The organism is Nocardia pseudovaccinii NBRC 100343 (assembly GCF_001613225.1).
Classification (GTDB): domain Bacteria; phylum Actinomycetota; class Actinomycetes; order Mycobacteriales; family Mycobacteriaceae; genus Nocardia; species Nocardia pseudovaccinii.
Genome location: NZ_BDBY01000100.1, coordinates 42864 through 55004, shown reverse-complemented (window position 1 = coordinate 55004; position 12141 = coordinate 42864). Strand labels below are relative to the sequence as shown.

Here is a 12141-nt window from a genome sequence, read left to right as displayed (position 1 = left end):
GATGTTGTAGCGGTTCGACCACTCGCGGGCGTAGTCGAGGACTCCGTTCACGACGTCTTGTCGGTGGTCGGGACCATGCTGGTTGTGCACCGACGATAGCGCCTGACTATTGAGCATCTGGCTGGCTGAATCAACTAGGGTGGACCTACCTGCTCGCGGGCGCGGGTTGGATGCAAGCGAGTACGGCCGTTAGCCAGACAAGTGGTCACGGGATGGCACCAATGGATGACATACCAGTGCACGGCGGGGACACCGTCCGGGGGTCGGCGAATGCGTTCGGGCGTTATCGACTGTTGTCGCTGCTCGGTCAGGGTGGCATGGGCCAGGTGTGGCGGGCGCATGATTCGCTGACCGACCGGGTGGTGGCGCTTAAAGTGTTGCCCGAGCGCTTCGCCGATGACGAAGAGCTGCGCGAGCGGTTCCGCCGGGAGTGCCGGGCGGTGGCGCATTTGACCGAGCCGCATGTGATCCCCATCCACGACTTCGGCGACATCGACGGTCGGCTCTATCTGAATATGCGCTTGATCGAGGGCACCGACCTGCGCAAGGTGATCACGCGAGAAGGTGCCTTGTCGCCGCGGCGGGCAGTGGCGATCATCGCGCAGGTGGCCGGCGCGCTGCAGGCGGCCCACGACGCCGGGCTGGTTCATCGCGATGTCAAACCCACCAACATCCTGCTAGGGGCCGATGAGTTCGCCTACCTGATCGACTTCGGGATCGCCCACGCCGCCGACGACCGTACGCTGACCACGACCGGCGAGACCATTGGCACCGTCGCCTACATGGCGCCGGAGGAGATCGGCTCGGAGGTCAAGGCCGATGCCCGAGTGGACGTGTACGCGTTGACGTGCGTGCTGCATGAGTGCCTGACCGGCCGACCGCCGTTTGCGAGCACCTTGGGGATGCAGGGTGTGATGGCCCATCACCTGCACACCCCGCCGCCGCGTCCCAGCACGACTACACCCGATGTACCGACTGCGTTCGATGCGGTCATCGCCAAGGGAATGGCCAAAGATCCCGACGATCGTTACCAGACCGTGCGCGAGCTGGCCGCGGCGGTCTCCGCCGCGGTGGGCGATTCCGTGGTCAGCACCACCGGGGGCGTGGCTGCGCGCCTTGGGCGTCGAATCAGATTGTCGCCCAAGACCGCCGGGCTCCTCGCCGCCGCAGTCGTGGTCGCGGTCGTGTCCGCTGTAGCTGTGGTCGTTGGTGTCCAACGGGAATCCGGCGGCGGTGGCAACGCGCCCACACCTATCACCGGGGCCTATTCGCGACAGACTCCTCTGCCGTTCACCGACGTACCCCTACCCACTGGTGTGGCGGTCGACACGGCAGGCAACGTCTACGTCACCGACATGGGTAACGATCAAGTGATGAAGTTGGCGGCAGGCGCGTCGGCGCCGACCCCGCTGCCGTTCACCGGCCTGAAGAATCCCCAGGATGTGGCGGTCGACAGTGCGGGCAACGTATACGTCAGCGACACGAGTAACGATCGGGTGCTGAAGTTGGCGGCGGGCGCGTCGGTGCCGACCCCGCTGCCGTTCACCGGGCTGAAGGATCCCCATGGTGTGGCGGTCGACGGTGCGGGAGACGTATACGTCGCTGACCGGGGTAACGATCGAGTGTTGAAACTCGCGGCGGGCGCGGCGGCGCCGACGGCGCTGCCGTTGGCAGGGCTCCAAGGTCCCGATGGTGTGGCGGTCGACAGTGCAGGCAACGTATACGTCACCGAATTGGGTACCGAGCAGGTGACGAGGTTGGCGGTGGGCGCGTCGGCGCCGACCCCGCTGCCGTTCACCGGGCTCAAAGATCCCCAGGCTTTGGCGGTCGACAAAGCGGGAGACGTGTACGTCGTCGACTGGGGTAACAAATGGGTGGTGATGTTGGCGACGGGCGCGTCGACGCCGACCCCGCTGCCGTTCACCGGCCTGAAGAATCCCCAGGGTGTGGCGGTTGACACGGCGGGAGACGTGTACGTCACCGACCTGGGCCCCAATCCGGTGGTGAAACTCCCGGTCGGCTGAACGACCCGGACCGGCCTATTCATCGACGAGTACCGCCGGGTCTGCAGTGTCGAGTCGATCTGCCGTGCACTGTCGGCGTACGGGATTCGGATCGCGCCATGACCTGCCGCAAAGCCCGCCACCTGTCGGCCTCGCAACGAGACATTGCAGATGCCTACGCGGAGAACAATCTACGCAGAACCTGCGGCCGCCAAGGCCATGAGGTCGCGTTCTGCACCGTGGACCGGACCACGCGGGAACTCGGCATGAACGGCGTTGCCAGAGGTCGAAGGCTGCGCACCACTATTCCGGCCAAGGCCGGGCGGGCGCCGGTAGCAAGCTCAACCGCGACTTCAGCGCCGTGACGTTCGTGCCGTCTGCTCCCGCGCGATCGTCGGCTGGAACGCAGCCAGCTCGAAAAACGACCGCGCTGGTGTCAAAGGCACTCAGCACGGCCGTGTGGCGCCTGTTGTCGTGCATCGAAGGGCGACCCATGGGTAGGCGATGCTCACCCATGGGTTGCTATCGCCGACCGCGCACGTGACCGAATCTATTCAGGCAAGCCGACGAACTCTCACGTGAGGAATAGACAGCACCCAATGCAGCTCATCCCGTTCATTGTGATCATTTCAATCATTTCGATCATCGCCGTGCTCGTGGTGGCGCTCGTTCGGTATATGCGCCCTGTCCGAGAGTTCGAATCGGCCGAAAAACGTTCGAACCGCGAAATCAGCCGCGCATTGAAAGCCCGCGAGCTACCCGCAGACGCGACCGCCGAATCATGGATCCCGCGTCTCGAACAGGCGCAGAATGCAGCCTCGCGTCAGCGCGTGACTTTCTCCGGGCTCACCGCGCTGTTCACCGTGTTGCTCGCCGTCCGTCTCGGAGACGGTCTGCACCCGACAGAGTGGTGGCCGTACACATATACCGCGTCGATCGTCTGTTGGGCATGGATCGCGTATGTCGCACACCGCAATACACGCACCGCCGATCGACTGTTGCACCAACTAGGTGCCCTCCGTCTGACGTAGCGGCGGGGGCAAACGGAGTTGGCAGCTATGCCACTGTCTACCTGTACTTCTTCGGTGGGCGCAGAGGGGTTCGAACCCCCGACCGCTGGTGTGTAAAACCAGAGCTCTACCACTGAGCTATACGCCCGGGATCCGTCGGTGGGTGACCGACGGGCCGGTCTAGGACTCTAGCGCGGCGAGCGCTTTCTCCCAAGCCGCCTGGTCACGGGGCTCTCCGGGGCCGTTCATTTCGGCGAAGCGGATGACGCCGTCGCGGTCCACGACGAAGGTACCGCGGTTGGGGTAGCCGGATTTCTGGTTGAAGACGCCGAAGGATTGGGCGACGGCGCCGTGCGGCCAGAAGTCGGACAGCAGCGGGAAGACGTAGCCCTGTTCGGCGGCCCAGATCTTGTGGGTGGGCGGCGGGCCGACCGAGATGGCGATGATTTCCGCGGCGTCGTTCTGGAATTTGGGTAACTCGTCGCGGACCTTGCACAGCTCGCCCTGGCAGATGCCGGTGAAGGCGAGCGGATAGAACACGATCAGCACGTTCTTCTTACCGCGGTAATCCGAGAGCGTGACGTCCTGGTTGTTCTGATCCTTGAGTGTGAAATCCGGCGCGAGCGTGCCGACTTCCAGCGGGCCAACCTCGACTGGCATCACTGATCCTCCATCGTGTCGGGCTACACCGGGCGGTGAAACACCGCCCGGCGAAACCATAGCGAAAGCGGTCAGCGCTGTTTCGAGGGTGCCTTGGGCTGCACGAGGCGGCTGCCGGACCAGGCACCGAGGCTGATCGCCGAGGTTTGCGTCAAACCCGCGGTGGGTGCCGCTTCGGCGATATCGCTCGGATCGACATGACCAGGTTGCCCGGTCTTGGGAGTGAGCACCCAGATGAAGCCTTCGTCGGCCAGCGGACTGATGACTTCCATCAGTTCATCCGCCAGATCGCCGTCGCCTTCTCGCCACCACAGTAGGACAGCGTCGACAACCTCGTCGGAGTCTTCGTCGACCATCTCCCCACCGCTGGCCTCTTCGACATCGGCCCGCAGGTCGTCGTCGGTGTCCTCGTCCCAGCCCAGCTCCTGGACAACCATGCCGTGTGTAATGCCAAGCTTCTGAGCGTAGTTCTGCGCGTCCGCCGCGGCGACCACGGTGGTGTCCTCCTCAACTCCAGACAATAGGTAGTTGCAAGCGAACATGGTTATCGCCTCGAGCGCAAGCTGATCGGACGAAATACCCATGGAATGTCGCATTGCAACCTCGTGTCATTGGCCGATTTTCGCCACCCGACCCCGGTTCATGGGACGAATTCAGCGTTTCGGGCAAGCGTCCTTCACCGCATTGCGCGCGTCGTTGACCCGCTTGCTCGCCTCGTTGAGTGCGCCGACCGGGGCGGTGTAGGTCATCTTGCGGGTCTCCGCGGCGAGCTGGCGTGCGGCGGCGACGTATTCGGCGAACTTGGCCTGCAGATCGGTGGGCAGTGCGCCGTTGGCGTTGTTCACTCCGGTCTCGACCTTGGTCGCCGCGTCCTCGAGCGTCTTGGCGGCGGTATCGCGCTTGGCGTTGTAGTCCGCGGCGTTCGCGTCGTGCGCGTCTACGAATTCGTTGTACTTCGAAACGCCGACGCCTGTAGTCGTGGGGAATTGACCGCAGTTGTCGCTGATCGCCTGCGCCTGGGCCGCGGCCTTGCGCGAGGAGGTCGCCGCGGCGGAGGAAGCGGCCGCCTCGGTCTTGTAGGCGGCTAGCTCCGAGGCATTCGGATTGGCAACGCCGTCAACGTGTTTCGCGCATCCCGCGATGGTCAGCCCGACCACGACCGCCGCTGCCGCGCACACCGCTCCGAACCCGCGTGGGTCCAGCACCTTCATCGTCCTCCGTGCCTCTCTGTGTCATCGGCGGTCCTCGACTCACGTTCCCTGCGGAACCGTACTGCAGATGCCCCTGACATGATGACCTGGGCCACAACTTCCGCAAGGATGGAGGTGCGCCCGAACCTTTCGTAAAACGGGTGGTCCGCCAACCAAGTGTGCCGCCCGGGGAAACAGACGCCTATCAGCTTGTCCACCCCTGTACGAGGAGCAGATTTGACCGACCTGATCCACTCTTCCGCGCCAGCGAAATCCGCCGGCACCGATTCCGCGCCGCGTGATCCGAACGGATCACAGGTGCCGCCTACGGGCGGGCGGGTGCGGGTTATCCGCGAAGGGGTGGCGTCCTATCTACCGGACATCGACCCGGAGGAAACCTCCGAATGGCTCGAATCGTTCGATAACATGCTCGACCGGGAAGGTCCGGGCCGCGCGCGTTACCTCATGCTCCGGCTGTTGGAACGCGCCGGTGAGCGTAGGGTCGCCATTCCATCCCTGACTTCCACCGACTACGTCAACACCATCCCCACCGAGAACGAGCCGTGGTTCCCCGGCGACGAAGAGGTGGAGCGGCGCTTCCGGGCCTGGATCCGCTGGAACGCGGCGATCATGGTGCACCGGGCGCAGCGTCCCGGCATCGGTGTCGGCGGCCATATCTCGACCTACGCGTCCTCTGCGGCGCTCTACGAGGTCGGCTTCAACCACTTCTTCCGCGGTAAGGACCATTCCGGCGGCGGCGATTCGATCTTCATCCAGGGTCACGCCTCGCCCGGCATCTACGCCCGCGCCTTCCTCGAGGGCCGGTTGAGCACCGACCGGATGGACGGTTTCCGGCAGGAGTACAGCCATGGCGGTCCGGGCCACGGCCTGCCCTCGTATCCGCATCCGCGGTTGATGAACGACTTCTGGGAATTCCCGACGGTGTCCATGGGCCTGGGCCCGATGAACGCCATCTACCAGGCGCGGTTCAACCACTACCTGCACGATCGCGGTATCAAGGACACCTCCGATCAGCACGTCTGGGCGTTCCTGGGCGACGGTGAGATGGACGAGCCGGAATCGCGCGGCCTGATCCAGGTTGCCGCCAACGAGGGGCTGGACAACCTGACCTTCGTGATCAACTGCAACCTGCAGCGTCTCGACGGCCCGGTGCGCGGTAACGGCAAGATCATCCAGGAGTTGGAGTCGTTCTTCCGTGGCGCGGGCTGGAACGTCATCAAGGTGATCTGGGGCCGGGAGTGGGACGCGCTGCTCGGCGCCGACCGCGACGGCGCGCTGGTGAACCTGATGAACACCACCGCTGACGGTGACTACCAGACCTACAAGGCCAATGACGGCGCCTACGTGCGCGACCACTTCTTCGGTCGCGACCCGCGCACCAAGGCCCTGGTTCAGGATCTTTCGGATCAGGAGATCTGGAACCTCAAGCGCGGCGGTCACGACTACCGCAAGGTCTATGCCGCCTACGCGGCCGCGATGGCGCACAAGGGCCAGCCGACGGTGATCCTGGCCAAGACCATCAAGGGCTACACCCTCGGCAAGCACTTCGAGGGCCGAAATGCCACGCACCAGATGAAGAAGCTGACCCTGCAGGATCTCAAGGACTTCCGTGACCTGCAGCGGATTCCGATCTCCGACGCCGAACTGGAGAAGGATCCCTACCTGCCCCCGTACTACCACCCGGGCATGCAGGCGCGCGAAATCCAGTACATGCTCGACCGCCGCAAGGCGCTCGGCGGTTTCCTGCCCGAACGGCGCGCCGCGGCAAAGCCGCTGCAACTGCCCGGCGACGAGGCGTACAAGTCGGTGCGCAAGGGTTCGGGCAAGCAGAACGTGGCCACCACCATGGCCCTGGTTCGGCTGATGAAGGAGTTGCTGCGGGACAAGGAGATCGGCAAGCGGATCGTGCCGATCATTCCGGACGAGGCCCGTACCTTCGGTATGGACTCGTGGTTCCCTTCGTTGAAGATCTACAACCGCCTCGGGCAGTTGTACACCTCCGTCGACGCGGAATTGATGCTTGCCTACAAAGAGAGTGCCGTCGGGCAGATTCTGCACGAGGGCATCAACGAGGCCGGATCGACCGCATCGTTCACCGCGGCGGGCACCTCGTACGCCACGCACGGTGAGCCGATGATCCCGCTCTACATCTTCTACTCGATGTTCGGTTTCCAGCGCACCGGCGACGGATTGTGGGCGGCGGCGGACCAATTGGCGCGCGGCTTCGTGCTCGGGGCAACCGCCGGGCGAACCACGCTGACTGGCGAGGGACTGCAGCACAACGACGGCCACTCGCTGCTGCTCGCTTCCACCAACCCGGCCGTGGTCACCTACGATCCGGCGTTCTCCTTCGAGATCGCGCACATCGTGCGGGACGGTCTGCGTCGCATGTACGGCGGCGGCACACCGCAGCCCGGTCCCGGCGCACTGCCCGGCACGCATCCGCACGGATCCGCGGGCGGATTCGGCGGCGAGGACATCTTCTACTACATCACCCTCTACAACGAGCCGTATGTACAGCCCGCCGAGCCCGACGATCTCGATATCGCCGGACTGCTCGAGGGCCTCTATCTGTACAAGCGGGGCGGCGAGGGCAATGTGCGCGCACAGATCCTGGTCTCGGGTGTCACGGTGCCCGACGGTGTGCGGGCCCAGGCGCTGCTCGCCGAGGAGTGGGGCGTGCAGGCCGATGTCTGGTCGGTGACCTCGTGGGGTGAGCTCCGCAAGGAGGCACTCGACAAGGAGGTCGCTCAGCTGCGCAACCCGGGCACCGATGCGGGCGTCCCGTACGTCACCCAGGCGCTGGCCCGGGTCGAGGGTCCGTATGTGGCCGCGACGGACTGGATGCGCGCGGTGCCGGATCAGGTGCGCAAGTGGGTGCCCGGCGACTTCACCACGCTCGGCACGGACGGTTTCGGCTTCTCCGATACCCGGCCTGCCGCGCGCCGCGTCTACAACGTGGACGCGCAGTCGATCGTGGTCGCGGCTCTGGCCGCACTCGGCCGCACCGGCAAGATCGATCCGGCCAAGGCCGTCGAGGCCGCGGCCCGATACCGCATCGATGACGTCGCCGCCGCGCCGAAGTCGGCTCCCGGCACCGAAGATGAACTCGCATAGCGGACGATTGGATGGTGGAACGTAAACCGCCGCGGCCGCGTCGGATCTCCGAAGGCTCCTCCGAGCACGAGGTGTATCTGCCGACGGGCGCGCTCTCCCCGAACCGGCAAACCCGCGACCCGCTGCCGGACACGCTGCTCAAACGCGTGAAGCAGTTCTCCGGACGCCTCTCCACCGAGGCGGTCGGGTCGATGCAGGATCGGTTGCCGTTCTTCGCCGATCTGGACGCCGCGCAGCGCGCGGGCGTGCAGATGCTGGTGCAGACCGCGGTGGTGAACTTCCTGGAGTGGCTACAGGATCCCGATAGCGATATCCGGTTCAGCCTGGATGCCTTCCAAGTGATCCCGCAGGATCTGGCGCGGCGGCTGACGCTGCGCCAGACCGTGGACATGGTCCGCGTGGCCATGGAGTTCTTCGAACAGTGGCTGCCCGCGCTCGCGCGCAATGACCGGCAGCTGGTCGCACTCACCGAGGCGGTGTTGCGCTACGGGCGTGAGCTCGGATTCGCCGCCGCCTCGGTGTACGCGAGCGCCGCGGAATCCCGCGGCGCATGGGATACCCGCCTCGAGGCGCTGGTCGTGGACGCCGTCGTCCGCGGCGACACCGGTCCGGACATGCTGTCGCGGGCCGCGACCCTGAACTGGGACGCCACCGCACCGGCGACGGTGCTGGTCGGCACGCCGCCGGGGGATCAGGGCGTCTCGATGGTCGGCTCGGTGCACACGATCGCCGCGCGGCACGGTCGCGCGGCGCTGGCCGTTGTCCAAGGTTCACGACTGGTGATGGTGGTCAGCGGGAATCTGGGCGATACCTCCTATGCCTCCCCTTTTCTCGCGGATCTACTGGCCGAGGTGTTTTCCGACGGTCCGGTGGTGATCGGCCCGACCATGCGCACCCTCGGCGCGGCGCATGCCAGCGCGGTGGAGGCACTGGCCGGAATGGAGGCCGTTGTCGGCTGGCGCGGGGCCCCGCGACCGGTGCACGCTGCGGAATTGTTACCCGAGCGAGCCCTTTTGGGTGACCGGGCTGCAATCGACGCGTTGAACGAGTACCTTGTCCTACCGTTGGCCGCCGCCGGATCGGCGCTGGCCGACACTCTCGAGGCCTATCTGGATTGCGGTGGCGCGGTCGAGACGTGCGCGCGTCAGCTGTACGTTCATCCAAATACCGTGCGCTATCGCCTCAAACGGATAGCGGAGATAACGGGCCGTGATCCGATGAATCCGCGGGATGCGTACGTGCTCCGGATCGCCGCCACAGTAGGTCGTTTGACACGAACCCGTAACGAATCGTCAACTCCTACCCCAGAAGTCACTCAATTCCCGGTGAGTCACGAGGGCATGTAACGGATCCAGCGAAACGGTCGATCGGCGGAACCCACATGCGCTTTTGTGGGACCCCCACAAAAGCGCTCCGCAAGGTTCATTCGCGTCGACATCTCCTGCGGCGTACCTCACAGTGTTTTCTTAGAGGTGTGATCGCGTTGTTCGCCCCTGGACAGGGGTCCCAGACACCCGGCATGCTCGCGCCTTGGCTCGACCTTCCCGGCGCGACTGATCGCCTCGCCATCTGGTCCAAGGCCTCCGGCCTGGATCTGGTTCGACTCGGCACCACCGCAACGGCGGAGGAGATCACCGATACTGCCGTTACCCAGCCGCTTGTCGTCGCCGCCGCACTGCTGGCCTTCGCGGAAATCGAGCCGGATGCACTTCCGGCCGATACTATCGTGGCCGGACATTCGGTCGGTGAATTCGCCGCCGCCGCGGTCGCCGGAGTCATCTCCGCCGACGATGCGGTGCGGCTGGCCGCCATCCGCGGTGCGGAGATGGCCAAAGCATGTGCTCTCGAGCCGACTGGTATGTCCGCGGTGCTCGGTGGCGATGAGGCCGCCGTGCTCGCCCGGCTCGAAGAGCTCGAACTCGTCCCGGCCAACCGCAATGCCGCGGGTCAGATCGTGGCCGCCGGACGTTTGACCGCCCTGGCGGAACTCGCCGCCGATGCGCCCGAGAAAGCGCGGGTGCGTGCGCTGCCCGTCGCGGGTGCGTTCCACACCGCGTTCATGGCCCCGGCCCAGGACGCTGTGACGGACGCCATATCCAAGATCACACCGAACGAGCCGACCAGGACCCTGCTTTCGAACTTCGACGGCAAGGCGGTTACCTCCGGAGCCGATGCTGTCGCTAAGCTCGCGGCGCAGGTCACCCGGCCCGTCCGGTGGGACCTGTGCACCGAGACCGTCCGGCAAGCGGCGGTCTCGGCAGTGGCGGAGCTGCCGCCGGCGGGCACGCTCGTCGGCATTGCAAAACGGGAACTGAAAGGCACGCCAACACTGGCCCTGAAGACCCCCGAAGACCTCCCCGCGTTGGCCGGGTTCACCACTTCCGGCTAGCTTTCCCCCCGCGACCGTGTAACCCAATACGCGATCGTGACCGAGCGGACGGTAACCATCGGCTCGCTCGATTCGAAAAACAACAGTGAAGCCCTACAAAGTAGATAAGAAGGGAGCCACGAAGTGGCCGCTCTGACCCAGGAACAAATCGTCGAGGAACTCGGCAAGATCATCGAAGAGGTGACCGGTATCGAGCCCTCCGAGGTAACGATCGAGAAGTCCTTTGTCGATGACCTGGACATCGACTCGCTGTCCATGGTCGAGATCGCGGTGCAGACCGAGGACAAGTACGGCGTGAAGATCCCGGATGAGGATCTGGCCAGCCTGAAGACGGTCGGCGACGCTGTCGGCTACATCCAGAAGCTCGAGGCCGAGAACGCTGAGGCGGCCGCGGAGCTCAAGGCCAAGTTCGACGCCGAGTAGGGCCGACACCGTGACCACTCCTTCCACCTTGAATGGGAATTTCCCCAATGTCGTCGTCACGAGTATGGCGGCGACCACGTCGATCGCTGGTGATGTCGATGCGACGTGGAAGGGACTCCTCAACGGCGAGAGCGGAATCGACGTTCTCGAGGACCCCTTCGTCGAGGAGTACGACCTTCCGGTCCGCATCGGCGGTCACCTGAAGGTCCGGCCAGAGACCCTGCTGAGCCGTGTCGAATGTCGGCGCATGGCCTACGTCGAGCAGCTCGCGACCGTACTCGGTCGCGAGGTCTGGCAGAACGCGGGCAGCCCCGAGGTCGACCCGGAGCGTCTGGGTGTGGCGATCGGTACCGGGCTCGGTGGCGGTGATGCGCTCATCGACTCGGTCGACAAGCTGAAGAACGGTGGCTATCGCAAGATTTCGCCGCTGGCTGTTCAGATGGTCATGCCGAATGGTCCGTCGGCCGTCGTCGGTCTCGAATTGAAGGCCAGGGCAGGAGTGGTCACTCCGGTCTCGGCATGCTCATCGGGCTCCGAGGCCATCGCCAATGCGTGGCGAATGATCGTCATGGGTGACGCCGATATGGTCGTCACCGGTGGCGTCGAGGGTTTCATCGACGCGGTGCCGATCGCGGCATTCACCATGATGCGCGCGATGAGTACCCGCAATGACAATCCGAAGGGCGCCTCGCGTCCCTTCGACAAGGATCGTGACGGTTTCGTCTTCGGTGAGGCCGGTGCGCTGATGGTCCTCGAGACAGAGGAGCACGCCAAGGCTCGTGGCGCGACGATCCACGCGCGCCTGCTCGGCGCCGGTATCACCTCCGATGGCTTCCACCTGGTCGCACCAGATCCCACGGGTGACGGTGCCGCCCGGGCGATGACCAGGGCGATGCAGACCGCGGGTCTGACGCCCAAGGACATCACCCACATCAACGCGCACGCGACCGCGACCCCCATCGGCGACACCGCCGAGGCGAACGCGATCAACAAGGCCGTGGGCAACCACGCTTCGGTGTACGCGCCGAAGTCGGCACTCGGTCACTCGATCGGCGCCGTCGGTGCGCTCGAATCGGTGCTCACCGTGCTCAGCATCCGCGACGGCCTCGTCCCGCCGACGCTGAACCTGGAGAACCAGGATCCGGAGATCGATCTGGATGTGGTGCACGGCGAGGCCCGCCGCCAGGAGATCGAGTACGCCATCAACAACTCGTTCGGTTTCGGTGGGCACAATGTCGCGCTCGCCTTCGGTCGGGCATAGCCGCCTTATCGACTGCACAACGATCACCGGTGGGGTCGACCAACGCCAAAGTCGGTCGACCCCACCG

Annotated in this window: 11 protein-coding genes and 1 tRNA gene; 8 read left to right on the top strand and 4 right to left on the bottom strand. The window is 65.2% G+C overall.

Features of this window, described 5'->3' with window-relative positions; translation table 11 throughout:
• Positions 1-221 precede the first annotated feature (221 nt).
• The 3 genes from NP3_RS11455 to NP3_RS11450 all read left to right on the top strand — a co-directional run bounded on the left by NP3_RS11455 (position 222) and on the right by NP3_RS11450 (position 3034).
• The gene (locus tag NP3_RS11455; RefSeq protein WP_063040476.1) at positions 222-2024 is read left to right on the top strand and encodes a serine/threonine-protein kinase PknD; all 1803 of its coding nucleotides are present in this window, start codon (positions 222-224) and stop codon (positions 2022-2024) included.
• Between the two features lie 98 nt (positions 2025-2122).
• A complete protein-coding gene (locus NP3_RS47835; protein ID WP_157124261.1) occupies positions 2123-2368 on the top strand; it encodes a hypothetical protein in 246 nt (81 codons plus the stop codon).
• 234 nt (positions 2369-2602) lie between these two features.
• On the top strand, positions 2603-3034 hold the full coding sequence (locus tag NP3_RS11450; RefSeq protein WP_063040474.1) for a hypothetical protein: 432 nt from the start codon (positions 2603-2605) through the stop codon (positions 3032-3034).
• Between the two features lie 55 nt (positions 3035-3089).
• Here NP3_RS11450 and NP3_RS11445 read toward each other — a convergent pair.
• The 4 genes from NP3_RS11445 to NP3_RS11430 form a co-directional block, all read right to left on the bottom strand.
• Positions 3090-3161: transfer RNA gene (locus tag NP3_RS11445), tRNA-Val, on the bottom strand.
• 32 nt (positions 3162-3193) lie between these two features.
• Positions 3194-3673: a peroxiredoxin gene (locus NP3_RS11440; protein WP_063040472.1), complete on the bottom strand. Its 480-nt coding sequence runs from the start codon at positions 3671-3673 to the stop codon at positions 3194-3196.
• A 71-nt stretch (positions 3674-3744) separates the two neighbouring features.
• A complete protein-coding gene (locus tag NP3_RS11435; protein WP_040688342.1) occupies positions 3745-4167 on the bottom strand; it encodes a DUF3052 domain-containing protein in 423 nt (140 codons plus the stop codon).
• Between the two features lie 159 nt (positions 4168-4326).
• Positions 4327-4884: an Rv2240c family protein gene (locus NP3_RS11430; RefSeq protein ID WP_063040470.1), complete on the bottom strand. Its 558-nt coding sequence runs from the start codon at positions 4882-4884 to the stop codon at positions 4327-4329.
• 297 nt (positions 4885-5181) lie between these two features.
• Between NP3_RS11430 and aceE the strand changes: the two genes are divergently transcribed.
• The 5 genes from aceE to NP3_RS11405 all read left to right on the top strand — a co-directional run bounded on the left by aceE (position 5182) and on the right by NP3_RS11405 (position 12074).
• Complete coding sequence (gene aceE, locus NP3_RS11425) at positions 5182-8001, top strand: pyruvate dehydrogenase (acetyl-transferring), homodimeric type (RefSeq protein ID WP_373864741.1); 2820 nt, start codon at positions 5182-5184, stop codon at positions 7999-8001.
• Between the two features lie 11 nt (positions 8002-8012).
• Positions 8013-9347 carry a PucR family transcriptional regulator gene (locus NP3_RS11420; protein WP_063040466.1) on the top strand — a complete coding sequence of 445 codons (1335 nt, stop codon included), beginning with the start codon at positions 8013-8015 and terminating at the stop codon, positions 9345-9347.
• Between the two features lie 128 nt (positions 9348-9475).
• Entirely contained in the window at positions 9476-10390 is a 915-nt protein-coding gene (locus tag NP3_RS11415) for an ACP S-malonyltransferase (RefSeq protein ID WP_063040464.1), read from the top strand.
• A gap of 123 nt (positions 10391-10513) precedes the next feature.
• Complete coding sequence (gene acpM, locus NP3_RS11410; protein ID WP_063040462.1) at positions 10514-10813, top strand: meromycolate extension acyl carrier protein AcpM; 300 nt, start codon at positions 10514-10516, stop codon at positions 10811-10813.
• A gap of 10 nt (positions 10814-10823) precedes the next feature.
• On the top strand, positions 10824-12074 hold the full coding sequence (locus NP3_RS11405; RefSeq protein WP_063040460.1) for a KasA/KasB family beta-ketoacyl-ACP synthase: 1251 nt from the start codon (positions 10824-10826) through the stop codon (positions 12072-12074).
• Positions 12075-12141: the final 67 nt, after the last annotated feature.

What these genes read in the sequence shown, in the direction of transcription:
- NP3_RS11455 (WP_063040476.1), top strand. Translation starts at nt 222, where the DNA reads ATGGATGACATACCAGTGCACGGCGGGGACACCGTCCGGGGGTCGGCG.
- NP3_RS47835 (WP_157124261.1), top strand. Translation starts at nt 2,123, where the DNA reads ATGACCTGCCGCAAAGCCCGCCACCTGTCGGCCTCGCAACGAGACATT.
- NP3_RS11450 (WP_063040474.1), top strand. Translation starts at nt 2,603, where the DNA reads ATGCAGCTCATCCCGTTCATTGTGATCATTTCAATCATTTCGATCATC.
- NP3_RS11440 (WP_063040472.1), bottom strand. Translation starts at nt 3,673, where the DNA reads ATGCCAGTCGAGGTTGGCCCGCTGGAAGTCGGCACGCTCGCGCCGGAT.
- NP3_RS11430 (WP_063040470.1), bottom strand. Translation starts at nt 4,884, where the DNA reads ATGAAGGTGCTGGACCCACGCGGGTTCGGAGCGGTGTGCGCGGCAGCG.
- NP3_RS11420 (WP_063040466.1), top strand. Translation starts at nt 8,013, where the DNA reads ATGGTGGAACGTAAACCGCCGCGGCCGCGTCGGATCTCCGAAGGCTCC.